Genomic DNA, 16,161 nt, shown 5'->3' on the forward strand with positions numbered 1-16,161 from the left:
CTCTTCTCTTCCGACTTAGCTTTTCGATCGCTGACGGGACCGATCAGTCCCAACTGAGACCGCCACGCCGCCACTCGTACGCGTAGGCGACGGAGACATTGAAGATGAACAGGGCCATGGCCCCGAGACCGAAGAAGCCGAGGGCGTCGAAATGAACAGCCCACGGATAGAGGAACACGATCTCGATGTCGAAGATGATGAACAGCATGGCCGTCAGGTAGTACTTCACCGGGATGCGGCCCGCGCCCAGCGGCGAGGACGTCGGCTCGATCCCGCACTCGTAGGCGTCGAGCTTGGCACGGTTGTAGCGTCTCGGACCGACGATCCTCGCCACGATCACGGAGAACACCGCGAACGCGACCGCAATCGCCCCGAGCACGAGGATCGGCACGTAGACATTCACGCCGTCTCAGCTCCCCTCTTCCCGAGCCTGTCCGCCCGATTCCCGGGCGGTCGTTTCCGAAGCTACGCTCTTGTGAGTTATGCCACAGCGTACAAGGGAAGTCGTCGGGCCCGGCCGATTTGACCGAGCGAGTTCAAGGCGATCTGGAAATGCGGAAAACCGCTGCGGGACAGGCGCTCGATGCGCCTTCGGACGGCGGAATCGGAAGTCAGGAGACCCTAAGCAGAGAGTCGGGTGCGGAGCAGCGCTATGACCGCTTCGGACAACCGGATCGGGTCGAGCGGGTGCGGCACCGCGGCCTCCGCGCGCGACCAGCTGGCCAGCCAGGCGTCGTCGGGACGTCCGGTCAGGACCAGGATCGGCGGGCACTCGTCGATCTCGTCCTTCAACTGCTTGGCGATCCCCATCCCGCCCGCGGGCACCGCCTCGCCGTCCAGGACGGCCAGGTCGATGCCGCCGGCATCCATCTCCCGGATCACCACGGGCGCCGTCGCCACCTCGACGTACTCCAGCTCCGGAAGGTCGGGGTGCGGACGCTTCCCCAACGCCAGCACGACCTTCTGGCGGGTGCTCGCGTCGTCGCTGTAGACGAGGACACGCAACCGATCAGAACGGCTGGTGTGGGCGGTCGCGTCGGTCACGGAGACGATGCTACCGGTCCCCCGCCTTCCAGACCGGCGGCTCGCGTCGATCGAAAAACGGCGCGTCGAAATCGAATTGGTTTGGCCGGCGGCCGCAGCTGCCCGGCTACAGTCTCTCCGCGATGGCGAGCGCCGTGGAACCGAGCTTCGGCAGGCGGAGATCCGCGATGGGGGTCAGCATGTTGCCGAGCCGGTTGGTGACGAAGGCGATCGACAGACCCGTGTCGGCGTCGGCGAACGCGCCAGACCCACCCAACCCGTAGTGCCCGAACGTATTCGACGGCTGCTTGCGGCGCGCGACCATTCCCGCGTGGTAGCCGAGCCGCCAGTTCATCGGTATGCCCAGTACGTAGTCGCGGGCCGTGGTCTGCACCTGGCTCAGCTGCGCCACGACCTCCGGCGGGAGGAATTCGACACCGCCGACGGTTCCGCCGTTGGCCAGCGCCCCGTACATGCGCGCCAGGGCGCGGGCACTGAACACGCCGTTCCATCCCGGCATCACGCTGTCGTGGATCGCAGGGTTGCGGACGAGGGCGTCGAAACCGGCGGGCATGCCGGCGTCGGCGACGTTGCGGAGACCGGGCAGCCGCGCCATCGCGAACGACGTCGCACCCCACGGAACACCGAACGGGTTGATGTGCGGGAAGGTCCTCGCGATGCGGGACCGCTCGGCGGGCGGCACCTCGTACCAGAATTCCTTCACCCCGAGCGGTTCGGCGACCTCGGTGCGCACCAGTTCGGTGAACGGTGTTCCGGCCGCACGGGACGTCAGTTCGGCGACCAGCGAGCCGAATGTCACGGCGTGATAGCCGGGGGTCTTCAGCCGCCGCCGATCCGGGGTCGCCGCGGCCAGGGCGGCACTGACCAGGCCATGGTCCATCAGACTCAGGGGGCCCGGAACGAGTCCGCGAACGCGGTGCAGTCCGGCGCGGTGCGACAGCAGTTCGCGCACCGTGATCTCGTCCTTGCCCGCGGTGGCGAACTCGGGCCAGTACTGCGCCACCGGGGCGTCGTAGTCGATGATCCCGCGTCCCGCGAGACGGTGCAGCACGGTCGACGCGACGCCCTTGCCCGTGGAGAACGTGAGGGTGACCGTGTCCTCCTGCCAGAACGTGTTGCGGCTCGCCCACCCGGCCCACACGTCGACGACCGGCTCACCGTGGAGGTAGACGGCCAGCGCACCGCCGCCCTGGCCGACGTCGTGGAAGAGCCGGAAGAACTGGTCGACGAGCACCCCGAATCGCCGGTCCGCCAGCATCCCCGCCGGTGGCCGTACGGTGCGGCGCCTCAACGGCCACGGCGATGTGGTCGTCATGTCGACTTCCCTCGGTCGCTCTTCACGTCAGTGACATGTGCATTTAACTTCCTCTTTACACACGGGAGAACGCCGTCGGCACCGCTTCAGAGCCTGCGTGATCGCTTCGTGGCCATACCGCAACGGGAAAGAGTGTCCGGGGCCCGGAGAGGTGACCCGACCATGATCCGGAGAGGTGACCCGACCATGATCATTTCGGCTCGAGCGAGTGGAAGTAATCGGACCTGACCTCGACGTCCTCGACGAGACGCGTCGTGGTCTGCACCCCCAGTGAATGCTCCTTCAACAGGTCGCACAGCCGGTCGCCGTCGATGAGGTCGATGGGCGGGGCACCGTCCCTCTTGGACTCCGTGCGGGCGTCACCGGTGAAGGTTCCGGTCGTGATGAGCAGACCCTTCTCGCCGCGACCCGCCATCGCGCCACGGAAATCGCGCACCGCCCCGGCGCCGACACTGCCGCTGTAGCGCTTGCACTGGAAGAACACGGGGAAACTGAGCAACGACAACTGGTACACGCCGAGGCCCTCGATGTCGCCGTCGCCGCCGCGACCGGTAACGGACGCGCTCGAGAATCCGGCCTCCCGCAGCAACCGCTGGGTCAGCCGCTCGAACGCAGGCGGCGACATCTTCAGTACCGTGTCGAGCAGCAGGTCCTTCCAGTCCGCGTCGTTCTCGGCCTCGGCGATGTTGGCGTCCGGTTCGTCGTTCCTCCGGGATGCGGCCTTCGCCGATTTGCGGGCGGCATTCTTCTTGCGGTTCTCGGCGGAGAACTCGGCGTGCAACGGGCGGATCTCGCTCTCGGCGACCTCGCGGCCCTTCTCCGTCACACTCCACACCCCGCGACGGCTGTTGGTGAGCAGACCCATCCCCTTGAGGTAGGTGCGGGCCCACGCCAGCCGGTACTCGATCTCGGTGCTCGGACCGTCACCGTGCAGCACGCCCTGCACGTCGGACGAAAGACCTTCTCGCTCAACGACTGCGCTGTCGAGCTCCTCGTTGGACGCCGAACCACCGAGAGCAATGGCAGCCTGAAGCGCTGGCCAGAGGAGGTCGACGTACTGAGGAACGTGAACAGTCATGGCCACAAGCATGCCCGAATCCTCCGGGCACTCTGCACACGGACCCGGATCCTCCGGGCACTCCGCACACGGACCCGGATCCTCCGGGCACTCCGCACACGGACTCCGATCCGATCATCCCTGGGCGAGGCGAGCCTCCGCCCGGTTCTCGAGCTGCGCCCGGTAGATCGTCTTCCCCGATCGGCGCACGATGAGGTAGGCGAGTCCGACCGCGATCATCCCCGGCACGAGCACGCCGATGCTTCCCGTCATCTCCGCAACCATCAGCATCACCGCGAGCGGCGCGCGGGCGATGCTCCCGAAACACGCCATCATGCCGACGATGACGAAGGGCGCCGGATTGTCGGGGACGCCCGGGGCGATCGGCTCCAGCAGTCGCCACACCGCGGCGCCGGTGAACGCCCCGATCACCATGCCCGGACCGAAGATGCCGCCCGATCCACCGGATCCGATGGACAGCGACGTCGCGAGGATCTTCGCGAACGGCAACAACAGCACCACCCACAGCGGGATGGCCGCGAGGTCGTCGCGGGCCATCGATTGCTGGATCCAGCCGTATCCGCTGCCCAGCACCTCCGGCAGCACCAGTGCCATCAGTCCGACGAGCAGCCCGCCGACCGCCGGCTTGACGATCCGGCTGCCCGGCAGGCGGTGGGTGAGGTCGACGGCGGTGTAGAACGTCCCGCTGTACAGCAATCCGATGAGGCCGCCGAGCACACCGATGAGCGCGAACCACACCAACTGGGYCGGGGTGTCGAAGACGTAGTCCTGGGCGGCGTACCCGAACAGCGGCCCGAAGCCGAGGAAGCTGCCGAACACGGTGTAACTGACGATCGACGTGACCAGCGCAGGCACGAGCACCTCGAAATCGAAGTCCTCCTTGTACGGGATGGTGCAGCACAGCACCGCACCGCCGAGCGGGGCGCCGAAGATGGCGCCGATGCCGGAGCCGATGCCGATCGCCACGGCGATGCGGCCGTCCCGCGGGGACAGGTCCAGCCTGCGGGCGAGGAGCGATCCGAAACCCGCCGAGATCTGCGCGGTCGGCCCCTCTCGACCGCCGGACCCGCCGGACCCGATCGTGATCGCCGACGCGACCAGCTTCACCAGCACGACGCGGACGCGGATCATGCGGGGGTCCCGGTGCACGGCCTCGATCGCCGCGTCGGTGCCGTGCCCCTCGGCCTCGGGGGCCAGGGTGAACACGAGGATGCCCGACACGAGACCGCCCAGGCACACCACGAGCGGAATCGCCCACGGTCTGGTGAACTCCCTGCTGCCGCCCGCGCCGCCGTCACCGGCCGCGGTCGGCGGGTGGTACCCGCCGATGTCGACGATCAGCAGTTGCGTCGCCTCCGACAGCGCGACGTAGAACACGACCGCGCCGAGCCCGGCGACGATGCCGATGACGACACCGAGGACCAGCCATTTGCGGGTGTAGCCCGCGGTGCGGATCCAGGCTCCGGCCGGCGCCCCGATCGACCGCAGAGCCCGCGACCAGGACGCCACCCGGATCACTCCAGCTTTCCGAAGACCGTTCGACCCTCCAGGATCGTGGCGAGCACTTCGAGGTCCGCGATGTCGTCGGGATCCACCAGAAGCGGGTTGGCCGACAGCACGACGAGATCGGCGTGCAGCCCGGGGACGATCGCCCCGATCGCGTCCTCGCTCCGGAGGTGCCACGCCGAGTTGATCGTCTCCGCACGCAAGGCGTCCGGGACCGAGATCCGCTCCTCGGGGGCGAGCACCCGTCCCGACCGGGTGCGGCGGGTGACGGCGTCGGCGATGTTGCGCAACGGGTTGGTCGGGGTCACGGGACCGTCGTTGTGGAACGAGATCCGCTGACCCGCCGCGATCGCGGAAGCTGCAGCGGCCCAACATGCTCCGCGTTCGGGACCGAACAGGTCGTCGACGAGCACGTCGCCCCAGTAGTAGAGGTGGTCGACGAAAAGGCTGCACGTGACGCCGAGTTCGGTCGCACGGCGGAACTGCTCCGGGGTCATCGCCCCCACGTGCTCGAGTCGCAGTCGGTGATCGTCGCGCGGCGACTCGGCGAGCATCCGCTCCCACGCGTCGAGGGCCAGGGTGACCGCGGCGTCACCGTTGGCGTGGCAGGAGATCTGCCAGCCGTTCTCGAAGTACGGCTTGCTGATCTCGAGTATCTCGTCCGCGGTGTAATTGGCCTTGCCGCGCGATCCGGCGAGGCCGAGCGACCGGGTGACGTCCGTGTCGAGATACGGGAAACTCGTGGCCGCGTTGCCCACCCACGGCGAGCCGTCCGACCAGATCTTGATACCCACCTGGCGCAGCAGGTCGTCGCCCACTCCGGGTGACACGTCCGTGGAGCGCTCCGGGTTCGACATCTCGTACAGCCGCAGCCGGGTGGTGAGAGCACCGGACCGGGCGATCGCGGTCAGGGCGCTCCGGAAGCGTGGGTCGAATGCCATCTCGCTCGCGGTGGTGATGCCTGCCGCGTTCATCCGCGCGCATTCCGCGGCGAGGAGTTCCGGCAGCCGGGTGGACGCACCGTCGAGGATCGAGGCTGCCACCGCCATCACCGCGGGCGCCTCGAACGCCGAACCGTTCAGGTCGCCCGACTTGTCGCGACCGAAGCTGCCGCCCTCCGGGTCCGGTGTCTTCTTGGACAATCCGGCTTCCCGGGCGGCGACGTCGTTGAAATACGCCACGTGACCGGTGTTGTGCAGGATCACCAGGGAGGTGTCTGGAGCGACGGAATTGAGCCATTCCCGGGACGGTTCCGGCAGCCCCTTCTGGAGCAGAGGGTCCCAGCCGTTGAGCACGGCGCCGTCGGGGTGCTCGTCCACGGCGCGGCGGACGGCGTCGACCACCTCGCCGGCGTCGGCGATGGTCACCGGTCTGATGTCCACCACCGGTTCGCCGAGCAGCACCGCCGAGTTCAGCGGGTGACCGTGCGCCTCGACGAACCCGGGGAGGATGCAGGCGCGGTGCACGTCGACCGCGATCGTTGCCGGTCCGATCAGCGGAAACACCGCGGCGTCGTTGCCGACGGCGGCGATCCGCCCGTCCCGCACCGCGACCGCCCGAGCGCGCGGCGCGGCGTCGTTCATGGTGACCACGTCACCGAACAGCACCAGATCGGCAGGTTTTCCGTCGTTCGTGCCCATCAGTGCACCCTCCCGTCAGACCGGGCGCGGGCGAGTGCCCATGCGCCGGCAGCGAGTGTCGACTGTGACTTCAGATTACAACTACGCAGCAGGTCATATGCAGGAATAGTGCGTAACCGCGATCGGTTACAGACAGGCATGACCGAAACACCTCTGCCCGTGGACGGCCTCTTCGAGCCGTTCGCCGTCAAATCCCTCCAGCCCCGGAATCGCTTCGCGATGGCACCCATGACCAGGGCTTTCTCCCCTGACGGCATTCCCGGGGAGGACGTGGCGGCGTACTACCGCCGGCGTGCGGCGGGCGGGGTCGGTCTCGTCATCACCGAGGGGACGTACATTCCGGACCCCGTAGCCGGATCCCACACCCGGGTGCCGCTCCTCTACGGACAGGACAGCCTCGCGGGCTGGAAGTCCGTGGTGGACGCGGTCCACGAGGAGGGCGGGCAGATCATCCCGCAGCTGTGGCATCTGGGCGTCGAACGCGGCCCGCAGCCGCGTATGAACCCCGAGGTGACGACGGCCAGCCCGTCCGGAATCGCGCTGGACGGAACCCGGCTGGGACGCGAATTCACCGGGTCCGATCTCGACGCGCTGCGCGAGGCCTGGGTGGCGGCCGCCGTCAACGCGCGTGACGTGGRCTTCGACGGCATCGAACTGCACGGCGCCCACGGCTATCTGCTCGACCAGTTCCTGTGGGACCGCACGAACGTCCGCTCCGACGGTTACGGCGGATCTCTCGAGGCCCGCACCCGGTTCCCGGTCGAGGTGGTCGCAGCGATCCGCGAGGCCGTCGGGGACGACTTCGCGATCGTCTACCGCTTCTCCCAGTGGAAGTCGAACCACTACGATTCGCGCATCGCGCAGACCCCCGACGAACTCGCGGCCGTGCTGACGCCCCTCGTCGCCGCCGGTGTCGACGTGCTGCACCCGTCCACCCGCAGGCACTGGGACCCGGCCTTCGCCGAGCTGTCCGGTGAGGACGGCGAACTCGGCCTGGCCGGATGGACCAAGCGGCTGACGGGACTGCCCACGATCACGGTCGGTTCGGTGGGTCTCGACGACGTGTTCACGACGGCCTTCACGTCGGACGGCGCCTCGAACACCGCCGGTGTCGACCGCCTGCTCCGGCAGTACGAGAACGGCGAGTTCGATCTCGTGGCCGTCGGCCGCGCACTGCTGTCCGATCCGGAGTGGGTGCTCAAACTCCGCGACGGCAGGACCGCCGAGCACATCCCGTACAGCAACGAGCACCGGGCGGTCCTGCACTGACCGCGCCGGTCAGCTGTCCTCGACGGTGATCTCCACCTGATCGACGTTCACGCCTTCGGGTGGGTTCGCCGTGCCCTCGGTCGAGATGCGGCTCTTGTCGACCCCCTGCGCCTCGAGGGCGTTCGCGACGGCCTGAGCGCGCTGGTCGGCGAGGAGTTCGGCGGCCGCCTCGTCCGTGTTGCTGGCGTACGCCTCGATCGCGATCTTGGCGTCGCCCGCCTTCATCGCGGCGGCCACCGCCTTGACGGTCACGTCCGAGAGGGCGTTGAGTTCGGCGGTTCCCGACTCGAATCCGATCGGGACCGCCGCGATGGCCGAGTTGATCGCGTTCTGGGTGGCCTCGCGCGCGGTGTTCACGGCGGACGACGCCGTGGCCTGCACACTGCTGATCGCGCCTTCCACCCGATCGGACGCGGAGGCCGTCGTCGTGGTCGCGATCGGAGCCTCGTTCGAGTCGTTGGAACAGCCGGCCACGCCGAGCAGCGCGAGGGCCGCGACCGCGATGCCGGTGACGATGGTCTTGCGCATGATGGTTTCCCCTATACGTCCGTATGTCCGGAAAGCGCTACACGTCGTGGGACGAGGATAGCCCCGCCCGCACCCTCGAAGGTGGGATTCGAACACGGCCCAGGCTCCCACATCGTGAGATTTCTCGGACGGATGTGAATCCGGACACAGGCTTCTCACCTGCCCAAAAACCGTTGATTCGCCTTCCGTTTCAATTCGGTTAATTCCACGGATTGCGATCTCATTTCAATAACGGTAGGAATGAATCCGGCGCCCGCTCAGCGCCAACATAAATGCCCACAACCGAGCAAGGAGTTACACGCATGGATCTCGCCTTCCTGTCCGAATTCTTCTCCGCCTTCTCCGACCTCGCCGGTGCCCTGGACTTCTTCTCGGGTTCCGCCGACGCATTGGGCGGTGGCGCAGACGCCGCAACGGCGGCCGCAGCCACGCTTGGCTAGCATTTCCGCTGGCACAAGACTTGAACACCCGCGACGGGGTTCGTGCGCTCAGGCGCGYGGGCCCCGTCGCGGCGTTGCCGGCAGCGTCACGATCGTGTCGATCACGTATCTATTACGATGAATAATTCGCGACGTGAACATGTTCATTATTCGCGTCACCAGCATTTTCCCCGGAATTGGTCGGTCGACCAATTGATTCGCCATTCGCACGATCAACATTTCCGTTTCACCGTTGGTTTATTCGCGAAATAATCGCGCGCGCTGCACATTTCGGCGGTTTCGCAGCACGCGCACATCTCAGTGCACATGCGTACACTCAAATCTCGTGACCGACCCGCAGATCAGACGCCGCTCCGAGGTGCGGGCACTCGCCCGGCTGGCCCTCGACGAAATCGGGGCCGCCGCCGGCGGCCTCGGCAGCATCCACCGCGCCGTCGCGGACCGGGTCTTCGCCGGAGTACGGCTCGGCGTCGGCACCCACGCCCTCCCCGCAAAGGCGCTCCACGACGAGATCACCGCCGCCGTGTATGCGCTCGTCGCCGACACCGCCCGACTCGGGGGTTCCCTCGCGGGACAGTTCCTCGACTTCCCGTCGGCGGAGAACGTCCCGCCGTCCCAGACGCGCCGCGGAGCCCGGGCCATCGCCGCGATCCAGGGGCTGATCGGCGACGTACTGGAATCGGAGGGGTCCGTGCTCGCCGAACCCCTGGCGATACGGGTAGGCGGCGTCGCACTCACGGCGGCCGAGTCCACGCTCGCCGATGCCTTCCCCCACGCCCGCGGCCGCATCGTCGTCTTCCTGCACGGACTCGTCGAGACCGAGGACGCGTGGTCGCTGGGCGGCCGCCCGACCTACGGTGAACGACTCGAGACCGACCTGGGATACACGGCGCTGCAGATCCGCTACAACTCCGGCCGGCACATCTCCGACAACGGCAGGAGCCTGTCCGACCTTCTGGACGCGGTCACCGAGCACTGGCCCGTGGACGTCGAGTCGATCGCACTCGTGGGGCATTCCATGGGCGGCCTCGTCGCCCGCAGCGCCTGCCGAATCGCCTACCTCGACGACCGCCCGTGGGTGCGGCGGGTGCGGCAGGTCGTGAGCCTCGGCTCACCTCACCTCGGCGCCCCGCTGGAGCAGGCTGTCCACTTTGCGAGCGCCGGCCTGGCCGCACTGCCCGAGACGCGGGCGATCTCCGGACTCCTGCAACGGAGGAGCGCCGGCATCCGGGATCTGAATCAGGGTTCGCTCGTCGACGAGGACTGGCGCGGTCGCGACCCGGACGCCCTCCGTGCCGCGGCCATCAGCGAGGTCCCCCTCCTCGACGGCGTGACGTACTGCTTCGTCTCCGCGACCATCACCCGCAGCCCGCGGCATCCGCTGGGCCGCCTGCTCGGCGACGGCATGGTGCTCGTGCCGTCCGCGTCCGGACGGAACCGGACGCGGATGATCGGCTTCCGCGATGAAAACGGCATGCACCTCGCACCCGCGAATCACTTCACGATGCTCAACCACGAGTCGGTGTACGAGAAGCTGCTCGAGTGGCTCGGCGCCCCGGAGACCTGACCCTGCTCAGGCCATGGTCGTGTGCCACACGACGGCGGCCGCGAGCGCACCCGCGCCGTTCAACGACCAGTGCAGCGCGATGGGCGCGATCAGACTGCCGCTGCGGCGGCGGAGCCAGGTGAACACGATGCCCGCGGCCGCGGTGGCGACCACCGCGGCGAGGATCCCGAGCACCTGCCCGAGGACGCCGCCGCCGAGAAAGCTCGACAATCCCTTGTTGCCCGACGTCAGTCCCAGCGAGGACGCGATGTGCCAGAGACCGAACATCAGCGATCCCGCCGCGAAGACGCCGCGGGCGCCGTACACGCGGTCGAGGGTGCCGTGCAGCACGCCGCGGAACGCGAGTTCCTCGGGGATGACGGTCTGCAGCGGGATGACGATCATCGACGCGATCAGGGCGCCGGAGATCGTGGCGTACCGGTCGGCCATGAAGAACGGCCGGGTGATCGGCAGGGCGGCACCGATCGCGACGACGCCGATCACGAGGCCCATCGCCGCGAGGGCGTACAGCGACCCCTTGCGCCAGTGCCGGGGCGAGAGCCCCAGTTCTGCCCAGCCGAGTCCGCGGCGCCGGGTGAGCACGAGCAGCACGACGGCGGCGATGGGAACGGTCGCGATGCTGGCCCACGCGGTGGTGAAGTGCGCGATCAGATTCGTGGCCGCGAGGACGACCACCACGATCGCGATGTCGAGGTAGGCGTGCAGTACGGGCCGCTTGGCACGTGCACCGGACGTCTCGTCGTCGGCGGCTCCGGCGTCCTGGACTGCAAGGGTCATTCGGCCGGCCGATCTCGTTCCGTGTTCAAGCATCCAGTCAAGTGTACGGATTTACTTGTGAGAACTCTGTGAGCCACGCCACTGTGCAGGTGAAAGCATGCCCCCGCGTCACAGGGCCGCCGGAGCCCGCGTCTAGCCTGAAGACGAACTTCACACAACCAGCTGTCCAGGAGATAGAATGGCCGACTTCCTCTACGAGGACTTGCTGCCGATCGGTGAGGACCCCACCGAATATCGGCTGCTGACCACCGAGGGGGTGTCGACTGTCGAAGGACCCGGCGGCCGCACCTTCCTGTCCGTCGAGCCCGAGGCGCTGCGCCTGCTCACCGAGACCGCACTCCACGACATCTCGCACTACCTGCGCAGCGACCATCTGACGCAGCTCGCGAGCATCCTCGATGATCCCGAGGCGTCGGGCAACGACAAGTTCGTGGCGCTCGACCTGCTGAAGAACGCCAACATCTCCGCCGCAGGCGTGCTGCCGATGTGCCAGGACACCGGCACCGCGATCGTCATGGGCAAGCGCGGCCAGCACGTCCTCACCCCCGGCGACGACGAGAAGGCCGTCGCGCGCGGCGTCTACGACGCCTACACCCGGCTCAACCTGCGGTACTCGCAGAACGCGCCGATCACGATGTGGGACGAGAAGAACACCGGCAGCAACCTCCCCGCCCAGATCGAGCTCTACGCCGACACGGCGACCGGCCACGAGAACACGTACAAGTTCCTGTACATGGCCAAGGGCGGCGGCAGCGCCAACAAGTCCTACCTGTTCCAGGAGACCAAGGCGATCCTCAACCCGGACGGCATGATGCGGTTCCTCGAGGAGAAGATCCGCGCCCTCGGCACCGCAGCCTGCCCGCCGTACCACCTCGCGATCGTCGTCGGCGGCACGTCCGCGGAGTTCGCGCTGAAGACGGCCAAGTACGCGTCCGCGCACTACCTCGACGAACTCCCCAACGAGGGCGCGATCACCGGTCGCGGCTTCCGCGACCTCGAACTCGAGGAGAAGGTGCTCGAGCTGACCCGTCAGATCGGCATCGGCGCACAGTTCGGCGGCAAGTACTTCTGCCACGACGTCCGCGTCATCCGCCTCCCCCGCCACGGCGCTTCGCTGCCCGTCGCTCTCGCCGTGTCCTGCTCGGCGGACCGCCAGGCCAAAGCGAAGATCACCCCCGAGGGCGTCTTCCTCGAGCAGCTGGAGTTCAACCCGGGCCGGTTCCTCCCCGAGGTCACCGACGCCCAGCTCGATGCCGAGACCGACGGCATCTCCGGCACCGGCAAGGGCGCCGCCGTCAAGATCGACCTCACCAAGCCGATGCCCGAGATCCTCGCCGAGCTGTCCAAGCACCCGGTGAAGACACGGCTGTCGCTCACCGGCCCGCTCGTCGTCGCCCGCGACATCGCCCACGCCAAGATCAAGGAACGGCTCGACGCCGGCGAGGAGATGCCGCAGTACCTCAAGGACCACCCGGTGTACTACGCCGGTCCGGCCAAGACCCCCGACGGCATGGCGTCCGGTTCCTTCGGCCCCACCACCGCCGGTCGAATGGACTCCTATGTGGATCAGTTCCAGGCCGCGGGCGGCTCCATGGTGATGCTCGCGAAGGGCAACCGGTCCAAGCAGGTCACCGACGCATGCAAGTCCTACGGCGGCTTCTACCTGGGGTCCATCGGCGGTCCCGCGGCGCGTCTCGCCCTCGACTGCATCAAGAAGGTCGAGATCGTCGAGTACGAAGAGCTCGGCATGGAAGCGGTCTGGAAGATCGAGGTCGAGGACTTCCCCGCGTTCATCGTGGTCGACGACAAGGGCGAGGACTTCTTCGCCGGCGTCTCCACCCCCACCCTCACCATCGGCAAGCGCCCCGGCCTGTAGGCGGCTCCGCCGCCCGTGAGTGGTTGACGAGTCCAGACACTCGTCAACCACTCACGGGTGCGAAGCGCCTACGGCGATCTCGATCACCGGATTCTTTGCCGGGTCGAGCCGGCCGAGGAGGGTCGTCAGCGTGCCGCGGTCGACGGCGACGCACCCTTCAGTGGTGGTGCCGTCCGTGACGTGCAGGAACATCGCCGAACCGAGGCCGGGGATGCGGGCGGCGTTGTACCCGATCGCGAGCGCGTAGTCGTAGAGCGGTCCGGCCGAGTAGAGGTTCTCGCTGTTACCGCCGGGGCTCGCGTCCTGCCGGACGTGCGTGTTGTACGTCGGCGAGAGCGGATTCGAATCCCACCAGTCACGCCGATCCGACTGGAAGTACGGCATCGCCGTCGCCGGAGCGGGCTGCCGGCCGAACGCCTGCGACAGCGGGAAGACACCGGCGGGGGTGCGGGTGGAGAATTCGTTCGCCGCACCGATTCCTTCCGCGCCGACGTCGGCGGCGACGGGACCCGCGAACACCTGCCACGTGCCGTCCGAGCCCCGCTCCCAGGCGGTCAGTTCGGCGCTCACCGACCCCGCCGACGGGGCGTAGACGGTGATCACCTGGTCCGAGTCTCCGGAGAAGACCGCTCGATCCGGGGCCGCGGAGGCACCGGGCGCGAACACCAGCCCGATCAGAATCACCATCAGCCCCGGCAACCACAGTCGACCCACGCGCAACGTCGTCATGGGGCGAGTGTTCCATTCCCGGGCGCCGGTCGCGAGAATTTCGCTTCGCGGTGCACTACACCCGGCAGAGGATCTCGCTGTGCAGGAGCGCGAACCAGCCGTCGTTCTCCCGCACCCACGCACGCCAGCCGGCCGCGATGCGGTCGAGGTCTGCCTCGGTGGCGAGCCCCAGCGCGAGCGCCCGGTCCGCGTAGGCCGACCGCAGCGAGCGGTCGGCCCAGGACCCACCCCACCACTCGCGATCCTCGTCGGAGGAGAAACACCACGTGCTCGCCGTGTTCACGACGTCGCCGAGACCGGCCTCGTGCGCCCACGCCCGCAGGCGACGGCCGGCGTCGGGTTCACCGCCGTTCGCCCGGGCGACGGCCTTGTAGAGCGCCAGCCATTCGTCGAGTTCGGGTGTCGGCGGATACCACGTGAAGGTGCCGTAGTCCGCGTCGCGGGCGGCAACGATTCCGCCGGGTCGGCACACCCGCTTCATCTCGCGCAGCGCCTGCACCGGATCGCCGACGTGCTGCAGGACCTGATGCGCGTGCACGACGTCGAAGCTGTCGTCGGGGAAGTCGAGTGCGTGGACATCCGATACGACGGTCTGGACGTTCGCGATTCCCCGCTCGGTGAACTCGTTGCGCGCGAGCGAGAGCGCCTCGTCGTTCATCTCGACGGCGGTGACTGCTCCGGGCGCGACGAGTCCCGCGAGGTCGGCGGTGATCGTGCCCGGCCCGCACCCGACGTCGAGCAGCGTCAGGCCTCCGCGCAGATGCGGAAGCAGGTAGCCGGCGGAGTTCTCGGCGGTGCGCCATCGATGGTTCCGCAGCACCGACTCGTCGTGGCCGTGGGTGTAGACCGTCTCGTCGCCGTCCATCCCTCGACGCTAGCAACTCCGATCAGATAATGGGATTGCTGTCCTACTCCTCAGGATTTTGTGATCCACGGTTCTCGAAGACCGTGAGTGTTACGTTGGTGCACACCAACACGGCAACCGAGGGACTGCCATGACTTTCAGCCTCGCGCTCACCCCCGCGCAGAAGAACCTCGTCGAGCGGACGCACGCTTTCGCGGAGAACGTGATCCGGCCGGTGGCCGCCGAGCACGACCGCGCGCAGGAGTTCCCGTGGGACGTCCTCGAGAAGGCCGCGGAAGAGGGCTTCTACAGTCCGCTGTTCTATCGCGACCTGATCGGCGACCCGACCGGCCTGTCCCTCCCCCTGTTCATGGAGGAGCTGTTCTGGGGATGCGCCGGAATCGGCCTCGCCATCGTGATGCCCGCGCTGGCGCTGTCGTCGATCGGACAGGCCGCGACGCCGGAGCAGATGCTGCGCTGGGCACCCGAATGCTTCGGCGAGCCCGGCGACCTGAAACTCGCCGCACTGTGCATCTCCGAACCCGAGGGCGGCAGCGACGTCCGCAATCTGCGGACCACCGCGACGCGCGACGGCGACGACTGGGTGATCGAGGGCCACAAGATGTGGATCGGCAACGGCGGCATCGCCGACGTGCACGTCGTGAACGCCACCGTCGACCCGGAGCTGGGGCATCGGGGGCAGGCCCTGTTCGTGGTTCCCGGCGGAAACCCGGGGATCGAACTCGTCCGCAAGCTCGACAAGCTGGGCTGCCGTGCGTCGCACACGGCGGAGCTGAAGTTCCACCGGGTGCGGGTGCCCGCCGACCACCTGCTCGGGGGCGACGACAAACTGCAGCACCGCATGCGGAAGGCCCGTGAGGTGCAGGAGGAGGTGGCCACCGGCGCGCCGCGGCGGAAATCGGCCACCCTCGGCACGTTCGAGCAGACACGTCCGATGGTCGCGGCTCAGGCGCTGGGCATCGCCCGCGCCGCGCTCGAGTACGCCACCGAGTACGCGAACCGGAGGGAGGCGTTCGGCGGTCCGATCATCGACAACCAGGGCATCGCGTTTCCGCTGGCCGACCTCGCGACCCAGATCGACGCCGCGAGGCTGCTCACGTGGCGGGCGTCGTGGATGGCGGCGGCAGGCGTGGAGTTCCGTCACGGCGAGGGCTCGATGGCGAAGCTCGCGGCGTCGGAGGTGGCGGTGAGAACCACCGAACGTGCGCTGCAGACGATGGGCGGGTGGGGGTACATCAGTGACCATCCCGTCGAGAAGTGGTATCGGGACGCCAAGCTGTACACCATCTTCGAGGGCACCAGCGAGATTCAGCGGATGGTGATCGGGCGTGCACTCGGCGCCGCGGACGGCGCCCCGCCGCTGCACTTCGATCAGCCGACCGAAGGATCCGCGTTCAACCGGCTGTTCGGGAGGGGCACGTCGGTGCGCACGAAGGCCGGCGAGTTCGCGATGTCCGTGAAGGACCGGATGCCCGAGTCCGCGCAGCGGTTGGCGATGAAGTTCCTTGCCCCACCGAAGAAGTGAAC

The 16,161-nt window shown here is 68.0% G+C and carries 15 protein-coding genes; 5 read left to right on the forward strand and 10 right to left on the reverse strand.

The genetic code is table 11. The features are described 5' to 3' along the window. Window positions 1-43: 43 nt before the first annotated feature. The 6 genes from AC1DWT_RS17415 to AC1DWT_RS17440 form a co-directional block, all read right to left on the reverse strand. Window positions 44-403, reverse strand: a complete 360-nt coding sequence (locus AC1DWT_RS17415) for an NADH-quinone oxidoreductase subunit A (protein WP_015889709.1) — start codon at window positions 401-403, stop codon at window positions 44-46. Window positions 404-621: 218 nt separating this feature from the next. After that, window positions 622-1,044, reverse strand: a complete 423-nt coding sequence (locus tag AC1DWT_RS17420) for an Rv3143 family two-component system response regulator (RefSeq protein WP_072940574.1) — start codon at window positions 1,042-1,044, stop codon at window positions 622-624. Window positions 1,045-1,150: 106 nt separating this feature from the next. Beyond that, window positions 1,151-2,359 carry a serine hydrolase domain-containing protein gene (locus AC1DWT_RS17425; RefSeq protein ID WP_477921536.1) on the reverse strand — a complete coding sequence of 403 codons (1,209 nt, stop codon included), beginning with the start codon at window positions 2,357-2,359 and terminating at the stop codon, window positions 1,151-1,153. A 190-nt stretch (window positions 2,360-2,549) separates the two neighbouring features. Then, window positions 2,550-3,449, reverse strand: a complete 900-nt coding sequence (locus AC1DWT_RS17430) for a restriction endonuclease (RefSeq protein ID WP_005253670.1) — start codon at window positions 3,447-3,449, stop codon at window positions 2,550-2,552. Between the two features lie 102 nt (window positions 3,450-3,551). Next, the gene (locus AC1DWT_RS17435; protein ID WP_477921538.1) at window positions 3,552-4,955 is read right to left on the reverse strand and encodes a chloride channel protein; all 1,404 of its coding nucleotides are present in this window, start codon (window positions 4,953-4,955) and stop codon (window positions 3,552-3,554) included. Beyond that, window positions 4,952-6,583 (reverse strand): amidohydrolase, encoded by a 1,632-nt coding sequence (locus AC1DWT_RS17440; RefSeq protein WP_072940580.1) that lies wholly within the window; start codon window positions 6,581-6,583, stop codon window positions 4,952-4,954. The genes AC1DWT_RS17435 and AC1DWT_RS17440 overlap by 4 nt, the downstream gene beginning before the upstream one ends. A gap of 138 nt (window positions 6,584-6,721) precedes the next feature. On the opposite strand from AC1DWT_RS17440, the gene AC1DWT_RS17445 reads away from it, so the two are divergent. Next, window positions 6,722-7,852, forward strand: a complete 1,131-nt coding sequence (locus AC1DWT_RS17445; protein WP_477921540.1) for an NADH:flavin oxidoreductase — start codon at window positions 6,722-6,724, stop codon at window positions 7,850-7,852. Between the two features lie 9 nt (window positions 7,853-7,861). Here AC1DWT_RS17445 and AC1DWT_RS17450 read toward each other — a convergent pair whose 3' ends face one another. Then, window positions 7,862-8,380 (reverse strand): OmpA family protein, encoded by a 519-nt coding sequence (locus tag AC1DWT_RS17450; RefSeq protein WP_072940585.1) that lies wholly within the window; start codon window positions 8,378-8,380, stop codon window positions 7,862-7,864. Between the two features lie 302 nt (window positions 8,381-8,682). Here AC1DWT_RS17450 and AC1DWT_RS17455 point away from each other — a divergent pair, with 302 nt between their 5' ends. Together AC1DWT_RS17455 and AC1DWT_RS17460 are read left to right on the forward strand one after the other, a co-directional pair. Next, window positions 8,683-8,820, forward strand: coding sequence for a hypothetical protein (locus AC1DWT_RS17455; RefSeq protein ID WP_167372164.1), 138 nt, complete (start codon window positions 8,683-8,685; stop codon window positions 8,818-8,820). Window positions 8,821-9,145: 325 nt separating this feature from the next. Continuing rightward, on the forward strand, window positions 9,146-10,387 hold the full coding sequence (locus tag AC1DWT_RS17460; RefSeq protein WP_477921543.1) for an esterase/lipase family protein: 1,242 nt from the start codon (window positions 9,146-9,148) through the stop codon (window positions 10,385-10,387). A 6-nt stretch (window positions 10,388-10,393) separates the two neighbouring features. Here the strand turns inward: AC1DWT_RS17460 and AC1DWT_RS17465 are convergent, their stop codons facing one another. Continuing rightward, a complete protein-coding gene (locus AC1DWT_RS17465) occupies window positions 10,394-11,164 on the reverse strand; it encodes a CPBP family intramembrane glutamic endopeptidase (protein WP_072940590.1) in 771 nt (256 codons plus the stop codon). Window positions 11,165-11,342: 178 nt separating this feature from the next. On the opposite strand from AC1DWT_RS17465, the gene AC1DWT_RS17470 reads away from it, so the two are divergent. Further along, complete coding sequence (locus AC1DWT_RS17470; RefSeq protein ID WP_072940593.1) at window positions 11,343-13,040, forward strand: fumarate hydratase; 1,698 nt, start codon at window positions 11,343-11,345, stop codon at window positions 13,038-13,040. A gap of 51 nt (window positions 13,041-13,091) precedes the next feature. Here AC1DWT_RS17470 and AC1DWT_RS17475 read toward each other — a convergent pair whose 3' ends face one another. Both AC1DWT_RS17475 and AC1DWT_RS17480 read right to left on the reverse strand, forming a co-directional pair. After that, window positions 13,092-13,769 (reverse strand): L,D-transpeptidase family protein, encoded by a 678-nt coding sequence (locus tag AC1DWT_RS17475; RefSeq protein ID WP_206015097.1) that lies wholly within the window; start codon window positions 13,767-13,769, stop codon window positions 13,092-13,094. Window positions 13,770-13,824: 55 nt separating this feature from the next. Continuing rightward, a complete protein-coding gene (locus AC1DWT_RS17480) occupies window positions 13,825-14,634 on the reverse strand; it encodes a class I SAM-dependent methyltransferase (protein ID WP_477921545.1) in 810 nt (269 codons plus the stop codon). Window positions 14,635-14,764: 130 nt separating this feature from the next. Here AC1DWT_RS17480 and AC1DWT_RS17485 point away from each other — a divergent pair, with 130 nt between their 5' ends. Continuing rightward, complete coding sequence (locus AC1DWT_RS17485; protein ID WP_477921547.1) at window positions 14,765-16,159, forward strand: acyl-CoA dehydrogenase family protein; 1,395 nt, start codon at window positions 14,765-14,767, stop codon at window positions 16,157-16,159. Window positions 16,160-16,161: the final 2 nt, after the last annotated feature.

This window comes from Rhodococcus sp. P4_B6, assembly GCF_056402215.1.